Raw genomic sequence first — 17728 nt, 5'->3', positions numbered from 1 at the left:
TGCGAGAAACCCGTTCAACTTCAAACACTTGACTCGCTGCGATCTCTCGTAGCGGGAGGCGAATCATACAGCGTTACAACCTGCTGTCAACTGCCCTTTTCACCGCTGCCGATCAGATGACCGAAGCACTTCCGGAACCTTTCCAAACAATCAACTCATTGATATTCAAGGAGTTTTTCGTTCCGATGTCGCTGGAAGTGGGGCGCATTATAAGGGGATCTGAAACCCCGTCAACCGTTAATTTCATAAAAATCAAAAAGATCGCGCCAGGTGCTCGCCGACGCCCTGCCACCCTGGCACCTATATAAGCAGCGCTAAAACAAAAGCGGGGAGGCCTACCGGCCTCCCCGCTTCTATATAACTACACCTGCAGGCAATCACTCAGCCTTGAGGGTAACCCGAGCAAACGCCTTCTTGCCCGCCTGGCACACGTGGGTCGCGCCGAGCACAAACATGAAGTCACGGTCGATCACCTCACCATCCACCTTGACCGCGCCGGCGCCGAGCAGATCCCGCGCCTGCGCCGAGTTCTTCACCAGGCCAGCCCGGTTCAGCACGGCGGCGATCGGCAGATTTTCAGCAGCGGCCACTTCGACCTCCGGCAGGTCTTCTGGCAACTCGCCTTCCTTCATGCGGTTACCCGCAGCACGGTGCGCATTGGCCGCGGCCTCTTCACCATGGAAACGCGCCACGATTTCCTCGGCCAGCTTGATCTTGATGTCACGCGGGTTAGCACCGTTCTCGACATCCGCCCGGAACTGATCGATCTCTTCCATCGAACGGAAGCTCAGCAGTTCGAAGTAACGCCACATCAAGGTATCGGGAATCGACACAAGCTTGCTGTACATCACCCCAGGGGCTTCCTGGATGCCGACATAATTGCCCAGCGACTTGGACATCTTCTTCACGCCATCCAGCCCTTCAAGCAGCGGCATGGTGACGATGTTCTGCGCCTCCTGGCCATAGGCGCGCTGCAGCTCGCGGCCCATCAGCAGGTTGAACTTCTGGTCGGTACCACCCAGCTCGACATCGGCCTTCAAGGCGACGGAGTCATAACCCTGGACCAGCGGATAGAGAAACTCATGGATCGCGATTGGCTGGTTGGTGGTGTAGCGCTTGTCGAAGTCATCGCGTTCGAGCATGCGCGCCACGGTGTACTGCGAGGCCAGGCGAATAAAGTCGGCAGGCGTGAGCGTGTCCATCCAGGTGGAGTTGAACGCCACCTCGGTCTTCGCCGGGTCGAGAATCTTGAAGACCTGCTGCTTGTAGGTCTCGGCGTTGTCGAGCACCTGCTCGCGGGTCAGCGGCGGGCGAGTAGCGCTCTTGCCGCTCGGGTCGCCGATCATGCCGGTGAAGTCGCCGATCAGGAAGATGACCTGGTGGCCCAACTCCTGGAACTGACGCAGCTTGTTGATCAGCACCGTGTGCCCCAGGTGCAGGTCGGGCGCGGTTGGGTCGAAGCCCGCCTTGATGCGCAGCGGCTGGCCGCGCTTGAGCTTCTCCACCAGTTCCGACTCGACCAATACCTCTTCCGCACCGCGCTTGATAAGCGCCAGCTGCTCTTCAACCGACTTCATAGACAGACCCGCAACGCTAGGATTCAAGGGGAGCCAACCATACAAGATCGGCCATCAAATACAAGTTTCGCAACGGATTGTGACCCGAACGGCGCACCGCAACGTCTACGCGCCCTTGCGTGAGAATGGATTTGGTTATATTTTATACAGTTATTTCATCTTCATCATGTCATTCATCTTTTCCATTTCACCTTTTTCAAAGTCACCTTACCTATGACCAACGAAACGCCTAAAGCGCCCCCGCTTTATCCGAAAAGCCATCTGTTGGCCGCCAGCGGCATCGCCGCCCTTCTCAGTCTGGCTTTGCTGGTGTTCCCCTCCAGCGAAGTGGAAGCCAAGAAAACCACCCTCAGCCTGGAGCTGGAAAGCCCGGCCGAACAGCTCAAGGACGAGGCCAGCGGCGCCCCGCTGGTCCAGGCCGAACAAAACAGCGACTCGCCCTTCGCCCAGATCGAAGGCGCGACGCCCGAAACCGCCAAGGCAGAACCCGCGCCTGCCCCTGCAGCCAAACAAGAGGACAAGGCCCCTGGCCACCGCGAGGTGGTCGTCAGCCGCGGTGATACGCTCTCGACCTTGTTCAACAAGGTTGGCCTGCCTGCCAACGTCGTTCACGACGTGCTGGCCAGCAACAAGCAGGCCAAGCAGTTCAGCCAGCTCAAGCATGGCCAGGTGCTGCAATTCGAGCTGGACAAGGACGGCCAACTGGCAAGCCTGCACAGCAAGGTCAGCAACCTCGAGACCATCCGCCTGAACCGCACCGACAAGGGCTTCGCCTTCGAGCGCGAGGTCAGCAAGCCGGTGGTGCGCACCGCCTACGCCCACGGCGTGATCAAGAGCTCGCTGTCCGCCTCCGCCCAGCGCGCCGGCCTGTCCCACAGCATGACCATGGACATGGCGCGCATCCTCGGCTACGACATTGATTTCGCCCAGGACATCCGCCCGGGCGACGAATTCGACGTGGTCTATGAGCAGAAGATGATGGACGGCAAAGTGGTCGGCACCGGGAACATCCTCTCCGCCCGCTTCACCAACCGCGGCAAGACCTACACCGCCGTGCGCTACACCAACAAGCAGGGCAACACCAACTACTACACCGCCGACGGCAACAGCCTGCGCAAGGCGTTCATCCGCACCCCGGTGGATTTCGCCCGCATCAGCTCGCGGTTCTCCGCCGGCCGCAAGCACCCGATCCTCAACAAGATCCGCGCGCACAAGGGCGTGGACTACGCCGCGCCACGCGGTACGCCGATCAAGGCTGCAGGCGACGGTCGCATCGAGCTCGCGGGCCGCCGTGGCGGCTACGGCAACACCGTGATCATCGCCCACGGCAACTCGTACAAGACGCTCTATGGCCACATGCAGGGCTTCGCCAAGGGCATCAAGACCGGCTCCAGCGTCAAGCAGGGGCAGATCATCGGCTACATCGGCACCACCGGCCTGTCGACCGGCCCGCATCTGCACTACGAGTTCCAGGTCAATGGCGTGCACGTCGACCCACTGAGCCAAAAAGTGCCAATGGCCGACCCGATCGCCAAGGCTGAGCGCCAGCGCTTCAACCAGCAGAGCCAGCCCCTGATTGCCCGCATGGATCAGGAAAAGGCCACTCTGCTCGCAGCCAACAAGCGCTGAGCCCATGGCGCTCTACCTGGGGGTGATGTCCGGCACCAGCCTCGATGGGCTGGACATCGCCCTGATCGAGCAAGACGAGCAGCTGCGGCTGCTCGCCACCCACTACATCCCCATGCCCATCGACCTGCGCCAGGACCTGCTCGGCCTCTGCGCCAGCGGCCCCGACGAGATCGCGCGTGCCGCCCTTGCCGAGAACCGCTGGGCCACACTGGCCGCCCAGGGCATCAACCACCTGCTGGACGCCCAAGGCCTGGGCCCCGAGGCCATTCGCGCCATCGGCAGCCACGGCCAGACTGTTCGCCATGAGCCGGCCCGCGGCTTCACCGTGCAGATCGGCAACCCCGCCCTGCTGGCCGAACTCACCGGCATCTGCGTGGTGGGCGACTTCCGCCGCCGCGACGTGGCGGCAGGCGGCCAGGGCGCTCCCCTGGTACCGGCATTTCACGAGGCCTTGTTCGGGCATCTCGGCCAGTGCCTGGCGATCCTCAACGTAGGCGGTTTCAGCAACCTCAGCCTGATCGAGCGGGAGCAACCGGTACATGGCTTCGACTGCGGGCCGGGCAATGTGCTGCTGGATGCCTGGATCGAACGCAAGCAAGGCCAGGCCTTTGATGCCAATGGCGCCTGGGCGGCCAGCGGCTGCGTGCAGCACGGCCTGTTGAACGCGCTGCTAAGCGATCCGTTCTTCGCCGGCAGCGGCCCGAAGAGCACCGGACGCGAGGTGTTCAACCTGCCATGGCTGGATGCCCACCTTGCCCGGCTACCCGCTTATCGCGACGAAGACGTCCAAGCCACGCTGCTGGAGCTGACGGCCCACACCATCATCGACTCGCTACGCCAGGCTCAGTCAGGGACTGAAGCCCTGCTGGTCTGCGGTGGTGGCGCCCGCAACGGCGTCCTGATGGCTCGCCTGGCCGCCCTGCTGCCTGGGGCGAAGGTTGCCAGCACCGCCGCGCATGGCGTGGACCCCGACTGGGTGGAGGCCATGGCCTTCGCCTGGCTGGCCCATTGCTGCCTGGAAGGCATTCCCGCCAATCGGCCCAGTGTCACCGCCGCCAGAGGCCTGCGTATCCTCGGCGCGATCTACCCCGCCTGAATGCAAAACGCCGCGCAAATGCGCGGCGTTTTTTTGCCCGACCTGATCAGATCGAGAACGACGAACCGCAACCGCAGGTGGTGGTGGCGTTCGGGTTCTTGATCACGAAGCGCGAGCCTTCCAGCCCCTCCTGGTAATCCACCTCGGCGCCGGCCAGGTACTGGTAGCTCATCGGGTCGACGACCAGTGCAACGCCTTCGCGCTCGACGATGGTGTCGTCATCGGCCACGTCCTCATCGAAGGTGAAGCCGTACTGGAAGCCCGAGCAACCGCCGCCGGTCACGAACACACGCAGCTTCAGCCGGTCGTTGCCCTCTTCGCTGACCAAGGTCTTCACCTTGTGCGCAGCCCCGGGGGTGAACTCCAAAGCCGTGGGGGTGAAGGATTCGACGCTCATGTTGATTCTCCCGGCGCAGTGCCGCCATAAAACTCGATGGGGCGTATTATCCGCTTGTCCGAGAAAATCGGTCAAGAATTGTGCGGCTTTAGTCGGCCCTACGAAAAAGGCCCGCACGCGGCGGGCCTTGGCGACGTACGCTGGCTTACGGCAGCAGGCCCGCGTGGGACAGGCCCATGCGCTCATCCAGGCCGAACAGGATGTTGAGGTTCTGCACCGCCTGGCCCGACGCGCCCTTGACCAGGTTGTCGATCACCGACAGCACCACCACCAGGTCACCGCCCTGCGGCCGGTGCACGGCGATGCGGCAGACGTTGGCACCGCGCACGCTGCGGGTTTCCGGGTGGCTGCCGGCGGGCATCACGTCGACGAACGGTTCATTGGCATAGCGCCTCTCGAACAGCGCCTGCAGGTCGACAGACGTGTCGGCGACCGTCGCATAGAGCGTGGCATGGATGCCGCGGATCATCGGCGTCAGGTGCGGCACAAAGGTCAGGCCGATGTCCTTGCCGGCTGCCTGGCGCAGGCCCTGGCTGATCTCCGGCAGATGACGGTGGCCCTTGACCGCATAGGCCTTCATGCTTTCACCAGCCTCGCAGAACAGCGAGCCCACAGCGGCACCACGCCCGGCGCCGCTGACGCCCGACTTGCAGTCGGCGATCAGGCGCGACGGATCGGCCAGGCCAGCCTCCAGAAGGGGCAGGAAGCCGAGCTGGGTGGCGGTCGGATAGCAACCCGGCACTGCGATCAGCTGCGCCTGGCGGATCTTCTCGCGATTCACCTCAGGTAAACCGTAGACCGCGTCCTTGAGCAACTCTGGGGCGCCGTGAGGCTGGCCGTACCACTTGCCCCACTCGACAGCGTCCTGCAGGCGGAAGTCGGCGGACAGGTCGATGACCTTGGTCCCGGCGGCCAGCAGCTCGCCGGCCAAGGCGTGGGCGACACCATGGGGCGTGGCGAAGAACACCACATCGCAGGCCGCCAGGGTCTTGCTGTCCGGAACGCTGAACGCCAGGCCGTCGTAGTGGCCGCGCAGGTTCGGATACATGTCGGCAACCGCCACGCCCGCCTCGGAGCGCGAAGTGATGACCGCCACTTCGGCCTGTGGATGCTGCGCCAGCAGACGCAGCAGTTCGACACCGGTGTAACCCGTGCCGCCGACGATACCGACCTTGATCATGACGCTTGCCCCTTATCAACGAGACCACTGGAAAGCGCACGATAATAGGGGGCCAAGGCGCCTGTAACAACTCTTGGGATGACCCTTCGGCCCCTTGGCCTCTACTATCTGACGACCGTGAAAACCTGAAGGAACTCCCCATGCTCTATCTATGGATCAAGGCGCTGCATATCGTCAGCGTGGTCTGCTGGTTCGCCGGCCTGTTCTACCTGCCACGGCTGTTCGTCTATCACGCCCAGAGCCAGGACAGCATCAGCCTCGATCGATTCGTCACCATGGAGCGCAAGCTGTACCGGGGCATCATGAACCCGGCGATGATCGCCACCTATGTGTTCGGCGGCTGGATGCTGTACCTGAACCCCGGCTGGCTGAGCCAGGGCTGGCTGCACGCCAAGCTCACCCTGGTCGCGCTGCTCACCGTCTACCATCACATGTGCGGCGCCCAGCGCAAACGCTTCGCCGCCGGCACCAACACCCGCAGCCACGTGTACTACCGCTGGTTCAACGAAGCACCGGTGCTGATGCTGCTGGGCGTCGTAATTCTCGTGGTGGTCAAACCGTTCTGACGATATCCACCCGCCTACAGGAGTTTCGCCATGTCCCTGCCCGCCTCGCTCGCAAAACACCTGCGCTTGCCTCTGGTTGCGGCGCCGATGTTCCTGATTTCCAACCCCCGGCTTGTGCTGGCCTGCTGCGCCAATGGCGTGGTGGGCAGCTTCCCGGCGCTGAACCAGCGTGACAGTGCAGGGTTCAAGGCCTGGCTGGAGGAGATCGAAGCAGGGCTGGACGAACTGCAGGCACCTGCTCCCTATGCGGTAAATCTCATCGTGCACCCGAGCAACCCGCGTCTGCAGGCCGACCTTGCACTGTGCGTCGAACATCGGGTCCCCATCGTCATCACCAGCCTCGGCGCGGTGAAGGAGGTGGTCGATGCGGTGCACGGCTATGGCGGCCTGGTGTTCCATGACGTGACGACCCGTCGCCACGCCGAAAAGGCCGCAGAGGCAGGTGTCGACGGCCTTATCGCGGTGGCGGCCGGGGCCGGGGGCCATGCCGGCACCTGGAGTCCGTTCGCCCTGGTTGCGGAGATCCGCCAGTTCTTCGACAAGACCCTGCTGCTGGCGGGCTGCCTCAACCATGGCCACGAACTGCTGGCCGCGCAATTGCTGGGGGTGGACCTCGGCTACATGGGCACACGCTTCATCGCCACCCGCGAGAGCCAGGCCCAGGACGCCTACAAACAGATGATCCTGGGCGCAGGTGCGGCCGATATCGTGCATACCCCGGCAGTGTCCGGCATCCCCGCCAGCTTCCTGCGCCAGAGCCTCGAGCAGGCCGGGTACGACCTGGCCGCGCTCAAGAGCAACCACGAGGCCGGTAAGCTCAAGCCGCTGGACGAGGAAGCCAAGGCCTGGAAGACCGTATGGTCGGCCGGCCAGGGTGTCGGCGAAATCCATGACCTGCCCACTGCCGGTGACCTGATCGGGCGCTTGCAGGACGAATACCAAGCGGCCCTCGAACGCAGCCAGCAGCTGCGCAGCAACGCCTTGTAGCAAAACGGCCACGCTGTACACTAGGCGCCCCTTTCGCCCCAGGAGCCTTGCATGACCCGTTACGCCATGATCACTGGTGCTTCCAGCGGCCTGGGCCTGGCCCTGGCGGAGGCTCTGGCACGGCGCGGGCGCAACCTGATCCTGGTGGCACGCCAGCGCGAAACGCTGGAGCCGGTGGCCATCGAACTCACCCAACGCTTTGGCGTGGAAGTGCTGTTCCGTGCCTGCGACCTCAGCCAACCCTTGCGCCTGTCGGGCTTCGTGCTTGAGCTGGAGGAAGGCGAGCGGCGTATCGACCTTCTGGTCAACTGCGCGGGGCAGCGCACCTACGGGCCATTCCTGGCGCATGAATGGGCCGATGAGCAGGACCTGCTCGAGGTCAACATCCTCGCGCTCAGTCGCCTGTGCCATGCCATCGGCAACCTGATGGCGATCCAAGGTGGCGGGCAGATCCTCAATGTCGCGGGACTTGCCGGCGTCGCCCCCGGGCCGTGGATGGCCGCCTATGCGGCCAGCAAGGCCTATGTGCTGAGTTTTTCCGAGGCGTTGCGCGAAGAGCTGAAACGCACCGGAATCAAGGTATCGGTGCTGTGCCCCGGACCGGTGCGCTCCGCCAGACGTCGCATTCCCCGGCTGGAAGGCAACACCCGCTGCCTGAGTCCCGAAGAAATCGCCCTGTATACAGTGCGCGCCCTGGACAAGAACCGCGCCCTGATCCTGCCCGGCAGGCGCAACCGCTGGCTGGCCTTCGCCCCACGCCTGCTACCGCGCTGGCTGGCGCGCAAGCTGGCCGGCGTTATCCATCGGCGCTACTGCCCGGTCGGCATGGAATAGCCACTGGGCGAGCAGCGTCGGGCTCAGTACACTCAGCCCCGACAATCACCATGGAGCACGTGCTGTGGACGATCTATTCCTCAAAATCATCAACCGGGAAATCCCGGCGGATATCATCTATGAAGATGACCAGATCCTGGCCTTCAAGGACATTGCCCCAGCGGCGCCTGTGCATTTTCTGGTCATTCCGAAAAAACACATCCGCACCCTCAACGACCTGACCGAAGAGGACAAGGCCCTGGCCGGCCATATCCTGTTCACCGCCCAGCGTCTGGCCGTCGAGCAGGGCTGCGAGGAAGGCTTCCGCGTCGTCATGAACTGCAACCCGAAAGGCGGCCAGACCGTCTACCACATCCACATGCACGTGCTTGGCCAGCGCCAGATGCACTGGCCGCCGGGCTGATCCAAGGCAAGCCCGCCCAAGGGTATTGAGGTAGACTGTCGGGCATCACTTCAGCGGAGGTGCCCGATGGCTACCGAACGTCACTACTCGCCGCTCGACCGCTTGTTGCTGCAGGCCGATACCGCCATGCGCACCTTGCTGCCCTTCAGCGGCCAACCCGCCCGCCCCTCGCCGGCCATCGTCCAGCCGGACGCCGAGCTCGATGAGCAGCAGTCCCGCCATATCGCCGGCCTGATGCGCATCAACCACACCGGCGAAGTCTGCGCCCAGGCGCTGTACCAGGGCCAAGCCCTGACCGCCAAGCTGCCCCAGGTGCGCAAGGCCATGGAGCATGCGGCGGAAGAAGAAATCGACCACCTGGCCTGGTGCGAGCAGCGTATTCGCCAGCTCAACAGCCACCCCAGCGTGCTCAATCCGGTGTTCTACGGCCTGTCGTTCGGCATCGGCGCCCTCGCCGGGCTGGTCAGCGACAAGGTCAGCCTGGGCTTCGTCGCCGCTACCGAGCATCAGGTGTGCAAGCACCTGGACGAACACCTGGAGCAGATCCCCGAGAACGACGGCAAGTCCCGCGCCATCCTCGAACAGATGCGCGTCGACGAGGAACACCATGCCGAGTCCGCGCTGGAAGCCGGCGGCTACCGCTTCCCGGCGCCCGTGCGCTTTGGCATGAGCCTGCTGGCCAAGGTCATGACCAAGAGCACCTACCGTATCTGAGGTTTCCCCGCATGGACCGCTTCGACGCCAGGGACCTGGCTCACGCCGTGACTGCCGGCATCCTGCAGCCTGGCCAAGACCAGGCCCTGCTGGCGTTCCTGCGCCAGCAACCGCCCAGCCGTGCCAGCTTCCAGCTGGCCCACGTCGCCTTCTACCTGGGCGCGCTGCTGATCATGGGCGCCATGGGCTGGATGCTCACCGAGGCCTGGATGCGCATCGGCGACAGCGCGCTGCTGGCTTTCGCCTTGCTGTATATCGTCGGCATCACCCTGTTCGCCCTCTCCCTGCAGCGTCGCGCCCAACCCATTGCCGCCGGTGTGCTGGCCGCCGTGGCCGTGAGCATCGTGCCGCTGGCGGTATTCGCCATCGAGCGGTTGGTCGGCTGGTGGCCGCTAAACGACATCAGAGGTGGCTACGACTGGTACTTCACCCATGTACAGGGTGGCTGGGTGGTGATGGAAGTGGCGACGGTACTCGCCGGCCTGCTGATGCTGCGCCTGATTCCCTTCCCGTTCATCGTCATGCCGATTGCCGTGGCGCTGTGGTTCATGTCCATGGACCTCAGCGAATGGTTCCACGGCGAGGTATTCACCTGGGAGCAACGGCGCACGGTATCGCTGTGGTTCGGCCTTGGCCTGCTGCTGGTCTTCCTCGTGGTCGACGGGCGCACCAAGCGCGACTATGCCTTCTGGGGTTATCTCGCCGGACTGGCGGCATTCTGGGGTGGGTTGACGCTGATGAACAGCGCCAGTGAATGGGGAAAATTCCTCTATTGCCTGATCAACCTGGGACTGATGGGCCTGGCGGTGCTGCTGCGCCGGCCGGTATTCATGGTCTTTGGCGCGATGGGCGTGGCGGTCTACCTCGGGCATCTTTCCCACGAGGTGTTCGCCGATTCGCTGTTGTTCCCGGTGGTACTCAGCTTGATCGGCCTGGGTGTGATCGCCCTGGGCGTGCTCTACCAGAAACGCCGCGAGGCAATGAGCGAGCAGCTTCGAGCAAGATTACCCGCCGGTCTGTTGCAGTGGCTGCCAGCGCTGCGTCGTTGATCATGCGCTTGGCAATGACCCGATTGCTGCAGAGCCTAGCGCTGCCCCTGGTCGCCTACCTGTTCGTTTGCCTGATGCTCGCCAGCGTCGGGCAAGATCCTTTCAGCCTGGAACTGCCAACGCTCACCGACCCCGAAAGCAACAGCACCGTCGAACTGTTGCTGAGTACATTACCCGGGCAATTGCTGTTCCTGCTGCTCGGTGGCTTTGTTGTCAGCCGCCGGTTGCTGGTCGGCATGTTCGTACTGGCCGGCATCATCACGGCGTGGCTGCAGTGCGCGCTGTTTGCCGAGCACTTCGGCACCACCTGGAGCAACCTTGAAATCCTCATGTTGCTCGGCGTGAATACGCCGTGGCTGTTGCTCGCGCTGGTCCCCGGGGTGATGTTGCTGCTGGTCGCCGAACGCCTGCGCCAGCAAAGCGCCTGACAATCAGGCGCCAGGGGCTTCAACCGAGCTCGACGATTTCGTAACCGTGGGTGATCTCCACACCGGCACGCTCAAGCATGATCGACGCCGAGCAGTACTTCTCGGCCGACAGCTCCACTGCGCGCTTGACCTGCGCCTCTTTCAGCCCTCGCCCTTTGACCACGAAGTTCATGTGGATCTTGGTGAACACCTTGGGGTCTTCACCGGCACGCTCAGCTTCGAGGAAGGCTTCGCAGCTCTCCACGGCCTGGCGGGATTTCTTGAGGATGCTGACCACGTCGAAGCTGCTGCAGCCACCCAGGCCAAGCAGGAGCATTTCCATCGGGCGCACGCCCAGGTTGCGGCCTCCTGCTTCGGGGGGCCCGTCCATGACCACGACGTGGCCACTCCCCGACTCGCCGAGGAACATCGCTTCACCGGCCCACTGGATGCGTGCCTTCATCAATCCGGACTCCCAATCTCGTAAAAGGGTGTCAGCTTAGACCTTGTGAGGCTGTCGGAAAAGCTCAAGCCGCGGCGCTTTTGTGCCGATTCAAGTTGAAGTGTCTGATAAGCTGGCGCCAAATGACTGGCGCATGCTGCCAGGCAGCCTCTATAAAAAGCCAATGCGTCGCATCGAACAGGATTTCGTGATGGTCTCCTCAGCCCTGCCACCCAAGATCAAGAACATCGACAAGCTGCTGGCCCACTGCCAGCGCCGTCGCTACGCCGCCAAGAGCAACATTATCTGCGCGGGTGACCGGGCCGAGACCTTGTCGTTCATCATCAAGGGCTCGGTGACCATCCTTATCGAGGACGACGACGGCCATGAGATGATCATCGCCTACCTCAACAGCGGCGACTTTTTCGGCGAGCTGGGGCTGTTCGAGCCGGTCGGTCAGGAGCATCAGCGCAGCGCCTGGGTCCGCGCCAAGACCGAGTGCGAAGTGGCCGAGATCGGTTACGACAAGTTCCGCGAGCTGGCGCGCCTGGAGCCGGACATCCTCTACGCCCTGGGCAGCCAGATGGCCCAGCGCCTGCGCAACACCACGCGCAAGGTCGGCGACCTGGCGTTCTTCGACGTTACCGGCCGCGTCGCCCGCTGCCTGCTCGACCTGTGCAAGCAGCCTGATGCCATGACCCACCCCGATGGCATGCAGATCAAGATCACCCGCCAGGAGATCGGCCGGATCGTCGGTTGTTCACGGGAGATGGTCGGCCGCGTGCTAAAGGACCTCGAGGAACGCAGCCTGGTGCAGGTCAAGGGCAAGACCATGGTGGTCTACGGCACCCGTTAGTCTGTCGGCAGCGCCGCGAGCACCTGCGCATAAGCCTGGTTCAGACGCTCGCACCAGGGCGCGGCGGGCGCCACTTCGTGCAGGGCAATATGGCTGTCGGCGCGGCAGCGCTGCGGCAGATCGCAGCATTCATTGAAGCGGTTGACCGCCGCGACCATCGATTCGCGCTCGTTGTCCAGTAACAACGCACCATGCACCAGCACCACCGGCCGTTTGCCGCCCAGGCCCTGACGCCAGCGCTGGGCCGTGCCGACCAGCTTGCGGCCATTGAGGTTGACGTTGTAGCGGCCATCACAGAAGGCGCCGTCGATCTCGCCCACCGAGGCCACACCGCCCCATTCGCGCAAGACATCGCACAGCGGCAGGCACAGCCGCTCGTAGGCGTTCTCGATGCGGCCATGGTCGCCTTCGCTGCGCGGCGCGACGTAGACCAGTGCCACGTTCACGGTTGCATGGGATTGCGGCACAGGCTCACCGCCGGTTTCGCGCAGCAGCACCGGCCAACCGGCAATGGCCAGTTCGGCGCAGGCAGCCTCGAAGTTGTCCAGGCGGCTCATGCGTCGGGGCATGACCAGGGCATGGTCGGTAGGGCGCCAGAACAGCACGCCGGATTCGCGCTCGCCGCGGCAGACGGCGGCCAGCAGGTCCTGCTCGGCATGCAAGCCTTGTTCGACGGTGAGGGCCAGGGGTTGATCGGTCATTGATCCACCTTTGATGTGATGTTCACCGGCCTCATCGCGGGGCAAGCCCGCTCCCACGCTGGAACGGTGCCGCAATGAGGCCCTCGAATACGAAAAAGCCGGCAAAAACGCCGGCTTTCGGTTCGATCAGTCCAGTTGCTGAACAGTCTTCTTCACTTGCTCGGGGAAGAACAGCCGCTGCAACTCCAGCCCTGGCTGCTCGGCGCGCATGAACGCCTCGCCGACCAGGAAGGAGTACACCTCGTTGATTTCCATCAGCTCGACATCGGCCCGGTTGAGGATGCCGCTTTCGGTAATCGCCAGACGGTCACGCGGGATGCGCGGCAGCAGGTCGAGGGTGGTCTCCAGGCTGACCTCGAAGGTATGCAGGTTGCGATTGTTGACCCCGACCAGCGGTGTATCGAGGGTCTTCAGCGCACGGTCCAGTTCATCGCCGTCATGCACTTCGACCAGCACGTCGAGGCCGACGTCCTTGGCCGTGGCCGCCAGCTCCGCCATTTTCACGTCGTCTAGCGCCGACACGATCAACAGCACGCAGTCGGCACCCAAGGCGCGGGCCTCGACGATCTGATAAGGATCGACCATGAAGTCCTTGCGGATCACCGGCAGCGAAACGGCGGCACGCGCCTGCTGCAAGTAGATGTCAGCGCCCTGGAAGTAGTCCACGTCGGTCAGCACCGACAGGCAGGTTGCGCCACCCCTCTCATAGCTGACGGCAATTTCCGCCGGCACGAAGTGTTCGCGGATCACGCCCTTGCTCGGCGAAGCCTTCTTGATTTCGGCGATGACCGCCGGCTGCTTGCGCCTGGCCTGCTCGATCAGGGCATTGGCAAAGCCACGCGGGGCATCTGCTGCCTTGGCCAGGCGCTCGAGCTCACCCAGGCTGACCCGCGCGCTGCGCTCGGCCACTTCCTGGAACTTGCGGGCGATGATCCTTTCCAGCACCGTCGGTACACTCATGCTTCGTTCTCCACCTTGAATACCGCGGTAAAGGCGCCCAGCTCCTGGAGTTTTTCCCAGGCCAAGCCGGTGTGCAGGACATCGTGAGCCAGCTCGACACCCTGGGCCAGGGTCATCGCGTGATCAGCGGCATACAGCGCCGCGCCAGCGTTGAGCACGATCATCTCGGCGGCCTTCTGGCCGTTCTCGGTCTTGCGCCGGCCCAGGGCATCGCGGATCAGTTCCAGCGAGGCCTGCGGGCCCTCGACCGCCAGGCCATGGAGGCTCTGGCTCTTCATGCCGAGGTCTTCCGGCTCGACCCAATACTCGGTGATCTGGTCGTTCTTCAGTTCAGCGACAAAGGTTGGCGCAGCCAGGCTGAACTCGTCCAGGCCATCCTTGGAGTGCACCACCAGCACATGCTTGCTGCCCATGCGCTGCAGCACTTCGGCCAATGGGCGGCACAGGGCCTGGGTGAACACGCCGACCACCTGGTGCTTCACACCGGCCGGATTCGTAAGCGGGCCGAGCATGTTGAACAAGGTACGCAGCCCCAGTTCGCGACGCGGGCCAGCGGCGTGCTTCATCGCGGTATGGTGGGTCTGGGCGAACATGAAGCCGATGCCGAGGCTGTCGATGCAGCGGGCCACCTGGACCGGGGTCAGGTTCAGGTAAATGCCCGCAGCTTCCAGCAGGTCGGCGCTGCCGCTCTTGCCGGAAACGGCGCGGTTGCCGTGCTTGGCCACCGTGCAGCCCGCAGCCGCCAGCACGAAGGCCGAGGCGGTGGACACGTTGAAGATGTTGGCGCCGTCGCCACCGGTGCCGACGATGTCGACCACGCCGTCGAGGGTCTTGAGCTCGACCTTGTCGGCCAGCTCACGCATCACCGACACCGCGCCGACGATCTCGTCGATGCTCTCGCTCTTCATGCGCATGCCCATGAGGAAGGCACCGATCTGCGCCTCGCTGCACTGGCCGGTCATGATCTGGCGCATGACGTCGCGCATTTCCTCGGTGGACAGGTCCAGGTGGCCGACAATGCGGCTCAAAGCGGTCTTGATTTCCATGATCGGTCCTTAACGGCGTCCGCCGGTCTGCTTGAGGAAATTGGCGAACAGCTCGTGTCCCTGCTCGGTGAGGATGGATTCCGGATGGAACTGTACCCCCTCCACGTTCAGGGTTTTATGACGCAGGCCCATGATCTCGTCGACAGAGCCGTCTTCATGCGCGGTCCAGGCGGTCACTTCCAGGCAGTCGGGCAACGTGTCGCGCTTGACCACCAGCGAGTGGTAGCGGGTCACGGTGAGCGGGTTGTTCAGGCCAGAGAACACCCCCAGGTCGCGGTGGAACACCGGGCTGGTCTTGCCGTGCATCACCTGGCGGGCACGCACCACGTCACCGCCATAGGCCTGGCCGATGGACTGGTGACCCAGGCACACGCCGAGGATTGGCAGCTTGCCGGCAAAATGCAGGATGGCCTCGATGGACACACCGGCCTCGCTCGGCGTGCAGGGGCCCGGGGAGACGACGATGCGCTCGGGATTCAGGGCTTCGATCTGGGCGATGGTCATTTCGTCATTGCGAATGACCTTGACCTCGGCACCGAGCTCGCCGAGGTACTGCACGACGTTGTAGGTGAAGGAGTCGTAGTTGTCGATCATCAGTAACATCTGGAACGAACCTCTTGAATACTGACTTTTGATTCGAGCCTTCCCTGCTGCCATGGGCGCGGGAAAATTCCGCGGTGAGCGGCGGGTAAAGCGAAAGGAAGGCAAACAGGAGCGGGCCGGGCATGCCGGCAAGAGATAAAGTCAGGCGCGCCAACGCCAACGGGCGACGGCCTTGATAACGCGCATCAAGAGTTTGCTGACGATCAACACGGGGTAGGTCTCGTTCATACGTCAGGGCACAGTAGCCTACCGGGGCGACGGGCGCAATACGCCCGTAAACACGGGGAAACCAATGCGATGGTGGGCGAAGACCGGCGATTTGCTAAGGTCATGCGGCTTGCTTCGATAAAAACAACGAAAAGGATATTCATGCATGCGCAAGACTCCCTTCCTGTACTCCGCCCTCGGCATCCTCGCCCTGGCTTGCAGCCAGGCGATGGCCGGCCCCTCCCCTTATTCATCGCTCATCGTCTTTGGCGACAGCCTCAGTGATGCCGGGCAGTTTCCCGACCTGACCGGCGGCACGCCAGGCATGCGTTTCACCAACCGCGATGCCGATGGCAACTACGCGCCCGTCTCGCCGATGATCCTGGGGGGCAGGCTGGGCTTTTCGGGATCTGCCCTGGGACCATCGACATCACTCAGCAACCAGCTGCAAGGCACGCCCGACGGCAACAACTGGGCCGTCGGCGGCTACACCACCCAGCAGATCCTCGACTCGATCACCGACACCTCGAAAGCCGTCATCCCGCCCGGGCGCCCTGGCGCGGGGGTGGTCCTGCGCGAGCGTGACGGTTACCTGGCCAACGGCCTGCGCGCCGACCCCAATGCCCTGTACTACCTGACCGGTGGCGGCAACGACTTCCTCCAGGGCCTGGTCAACAGCCCCGCTACCGCTGCCGCAGCTGGCGCCCGCCTGGCGGCCAGCGCCCAGGCGCTGCAACAGGGCGGAGCGCGCTACATCATGGTCTGGCTGCTGCCAGACCTGGGACAGACACCGAACTTCAGCGGCACGCCCCAGCAAGGGCCGCTGTCGCAACTGTCCAGCGTGTTCAACCAGTCGCTGGTCAGCCAGCTCGGGCAGATCGACGCCGAGATCATTCCGCTCAACATCCCCACCCTGCTGCAGGAGGCCCTCACCAGCCCCGCCCAGTTCGGCCTGGCCGCCGACCAGAACCTGGTCGGCACCTGCTACAGCGGCGACGGCTGCGTGGGCAACCCGGTCTACGGGCTGAACGGCACTACCCCGGACCCGACCCGGCTGCTGTTCAACGACTCGGTGCACCCGACCATCGCCGGCCAGCAGTTGATCGCCGACTATGCCTATTCGATCCTGGCCGCGCCGTGGGAGCTGACCCTGCTCCCGGAAATCGCCCACGCCAGTATCCGCGCCCACCAGGATGAACTGCGCAACCAGTGGCAGACACCCTGGCAGGCCGTCGGTCAATGGCAGGCCTTCGTCGCCACCGGCGGCCAGGACCTGGACTTCGGCAGCCAGCGCAGCGCCGCCAGTGGTGACGGGCGCGGCTACAACCTGACCCTCGGCGGCAGCTACCGGCTCGACGAAGCGTGGCGCGTGGGGCTGGCGGCCGGCGTGTACCGGCAAAAGCTCGAGGCGGGCCAGGATGACTCGGATTACAAGCTCGACAGCTACCTTGCCAGCGCCTTCGCTCAGTTCCGCCGGGATCGCTGGTGGGCTGATGCGGCATTGACCGCCGGTCACCTGGATTACCGCGACCTCAAGCGCACCTTCGCCCTGGGTGTGAACGACCGCAGCGAGAAAGGCAACACCGATGGCGAGGCCTGGGCCGTCACCGGCCGGGTGGGCTACAACCTGGCGCCCGAGAGCAGCCACTGGCAACTGGCGCCGTTCATCAGTGCCGACTATGCGCGGGTCAAGGTCGATGGCTACGACGAGAAGAGCGGCCGCTCCACGGCGCTCGGTTTCGACGATCAGGAACGTACATCACGTCGGCTCGGGGCCGGCCTGCTGGGTAGCGTGCAACTGCTGCCGACGACAAAGCTGTTTGCCGAGGTGGCCCGCGAGCATGAGTTCGAGGATGACCAGCAGGACTTGCGCATGCACCTGACCAGCCTGCCGGCGAACGACTTCACCCTCACCGGCTATACACCGGACAGCAACCTGACGCGGGCCAGCCTGGGGGTGAGCCATGAACTGGTGCCGGGGGTGAACCTGCGGGGGAACTACAATTGGCGCAAGAGTGATGAGTTGCGCCAGCAGGGCGTGAGCGTGGCGTTGAGCCTGGACTTCTAAGTTGTC

The 17728-nt window shown here is 63.8% G+C and carries 19 protein-coding genes; 11 read left to right on the top strand and 8 right to left on the bottom strand.

Features of this window, described 5'->3' with window-relative positions:
- Positions 1 to 377: 377 nt before the first annotated feature.
- Entirely contained in the window at positions 378 to 1577 is a 1200-nt protein-coding gene (tyrS, locus tag DFS21_RS07145; RefSeq protein ID WP_110697522.1) for a tyrosine--tRNA ligase, read from the bottom strand.
- Between the two features lie 213 nt (positions 1578 to 1790).
- Here tyrS and DFS21_RS07135 point away from each other — a divergent pair, with 213 nt between their 5' ends.
- Positions 1791 to 3206, top strand: a complete 1416-nt coding sequence (locus tag DFS21_RS07135) for a peptidoglycan DD-metalloendopeptidase family protein (RefSeq protein WP_110697520.1) — start codon at positions 1791 to 1793, stop codon at positions 3204 to 3206.
- A gap of 4 nt (positions 3207 to 3210) precedes the next feature.
- Positions 3211 to 4302, top strand: a complete 1092-nt coding sequence (locus DFS21_RS07130) for an anhydro-N-acetylmuramic acid kinase (protein ID WP_110697518.1) — start codon at positions 3211 to 3213, stop codon at positions 4300 to 4302.
- 46 nt (positions 4303 to 4348) lie between these two features.
- Here the strand turns inward: DFS21_RS07130 and erpA are convergent, their stop codons facing one another.
- Complete coding sequence (gene erpA, locus DFS21_RS07125; protein ID WP_023629312.1) at positions 4349 to 4699, bottom strand: iron-sulfur cluster insertion protein ErpA; 351 nt, start codon at positions 4697 to 4699, stop codon at positions 4349 to 4351.
- A 145-nt stretch (positions 4700 to 4844) separates the two neighbouring features.
- A complete protein-coding gene (gene argC, locus DFS21_RS07120; RefSeq protein ID WP_110697516.1) occupies positions 4845 to 5879 on the bottom strand; it encodes an N-acetyl-gamma-glutamyl-phosphate reductase in 1035 nt (344 codons plus the stop codon).
- Between the two features lie 140 nt (positions 5880 to 6019).
- On the opposite strand from argC, the gene hemJ reads away from it, so the two are divergent.
- The 7 genes from hemJ (at position 6020) to DFS21_RS07085 (ending at position 10860) form a co-directional block, all read left to right on the top strand.
- A complete protein-coding gene (hemJ, locus tag DFS21_RS07115) occupies positions 6020 to 6445 on the top strand; it encodes a protoporphyrinogen oxidase HemJ (RefSeq protein ID WP_110697514.1) in 426 nt (141 codons plus the stop codon).
- Between the two features lie 30 nt (positions 6446 to 6475).
- Positions 6476 to 7432 (top strand): nitronate monooxygenase family protein, encoded by a 957-nt coding sequence (locus tag DFS21_RS07110; protein WP_110697512.1) that lies wholly within the window; start codon positions 6476 to 6478, stop codon positions 7430 to 7432.
- 51 nt (positions 7433 to 7483) lie between these two features.
- A complete protein-coding gene (locus DFS21_RS07105) occupies positions 7484 to 8266 on the top strand; it encodes an SDR family oxidoreductase (protein WP_110697510.1) in 783 nt (260 codons plus the stop codon).
- A 64-nt stretch (positions 8267 to 8330) separates the two neighbouring features.
- Positions 8331 to 8669 carry a histidine triad nucleotide-binding protein gene (locus tag DFS21_RS07100; RefSeq protein ID WP_011531867.1) on the top strand — a complete coding sequence of 113 codons (339 nt, stop codon included), beginning with the start codon at positions 8331 to 8333 and terminating at the stop codon, positions 8667 to 8669.
- A gap of 66 nt (positions 8670 to 8735) precedes the next feature.
- Positions 8736 to 9383: a 2-polyprenyl-3-methyl-6-methoxy-1,4-benzoquinone monooxygenase gene (coq7, locus tag DFS21_RS07095; protein ID WP_023629307.1), complete on the top strand. Its 648-nt coding sequence runs from the start codon at positions 8736 to 8738 to the stop codon at positions 9381 to 9383.
- A gap of 11 nt (positions 9384 to 9394) precedes the next feature.
- Positions 9395 to 10432, top strand: a complete 1038-nt coding sequence (locus DFS21_RS07090) for a DUF2157 domain-containing protein (RefSeq protein ID WP_111532031.1) — start codon at positions 9395 to 9397, stop codon at positions 10430 to 10432.
- A gap of 14 nt (positions 10433 to 10446) precedes the next feature.
- Positions 10447 to 10860 carry a hypothetical protein gene (locus DFS21_RS07085; RefSeq protein WP_250888387.1) on the top strand — a complete coding sequence of 138 codons (414 nt, stop codon included), beginning with the start codon at positions 10447 to 10449 and terminating at the stop codon, positions 10858 to 10860.
- Between the two features lie 19 nt (positions 10861 to 10879).
- On the opposite strand, the gene DFS21_RS07080 is transcribed toward DFS21_RS07085, so the two are convergent.
- Positions 10880 to 11302: an OsmC family protein gene (locus DFS21_RS07080; protein ID WP_023532673.1), complete on the bottom strand. Its 423-nt coding sequence runs from the start codon at positions 11300 to 11302 to the stop codon at positions 10880 to 10882.
- A 190-nt stretch (positions 11303 to 11492) separates the two neighbouring features.
- On the opposite strand from DFS21_RS07080, the gene crp reads away from it, so the two are divergent.
- Positions 11493 to 12137, top strand: coding sequence for a cAMP-activated global transcriptional regulator CRP (gene crp / locus DFS21_RS07075; protein ID WP_110697544.1), 645 nt, complete (start codon positions 11493 to 11495; stop codon positions 12135 to 12137).
- Here the strand turns inward: crp and DFS21_RS07070 are convergent.
- The 4 genes from DFS21_RS07070 to DFS21_RS07055 all read right to left on the bottom strand — a co-directional run bounded on the left by DFS21_RS07070 (position 12134) and on the right by DFS21_RS07055 (position 15447).
- Positions 12134 to 12838, bottom strand: a complete 705-nt coding sequence (locus DFS21_RS07070) for a lipoate--protein ligase family protein (protein ID WP_110697506.1) — start codon at positions 12836 to 12838, stop codon at positions 12134 to 12136. The genes crp and DFS21_RS07070 overlap by 4 nt on opposite strands.
- A 126-nt stretch (positions 12839 to 12964) precedes the next feature.
- On the bottom strand, positions 12965 to 13798 hold the full coding sequence (gene trpC / locus DFS21_RS07065) for an indole-3-glycerol phosphate synthase TrpC (protein ID WP_110697504.1): 834 nt from the start codon (positions 13796 to 13798) through the stop codon (positions 12965 to 12967).
- Positions 13795 to 14844, bottom strand: coding sequence for an anthranilate phosphoribosyltransferase (gene trpD, locus DFS21_RS07060; RefSeq protein WP_102685216.1), 1050 nt, complete (start codon positions 14842 to 14844; stop codon positions 13795 to 13797). Before trpD ends, trpC begins: the two co-directional genes overlap by 4 nt.
- A gap of 9 nt (positions 14845 to 14853) precedes the next feature.
- Entirely contained in the window at positions 14854 to 15447 is a 594-nt protein-coding gene (locus DFS21_RS07055; RefSeq protein WP_023629300.1) for an aminodeoxychorismate/anthranilate synthase component II, read from the bottom strand.
- Positions 15448 to 15820: 373 nt separating this feature from the next.
- Here DFS21_RS07055 and estP point away from each other — a divergent pair, with 373 nt between their 5' ends.
- Entirely contained in the window at positions 15821 to 17722 is a 1902-nt protein-coding gene (estP, locus tag DFS21_RS07050) for an esterase EstP (protein WP_110697502.1), read from the top strand.
- The last annotated feature ends 6 nt before the right edge of the window (positions 17723 to 17728 follow it).

Origin of the sequence: Pseudomonas sp. 2848 (assembly GCF_003253945.1) — a bacterium.
Classification (GTDB): domain Bacteria; phylum Pseudomonadota; class Gammaproteobacteria; order Pseudomonadales; family Pseudomonadaceae; genus Aquipseudomonas.
The sequence above is the reverse complement of the archived record's forward strand: the minus strand, read 5'-3'. Positions and strand labels throughout refer to the sequence as shown.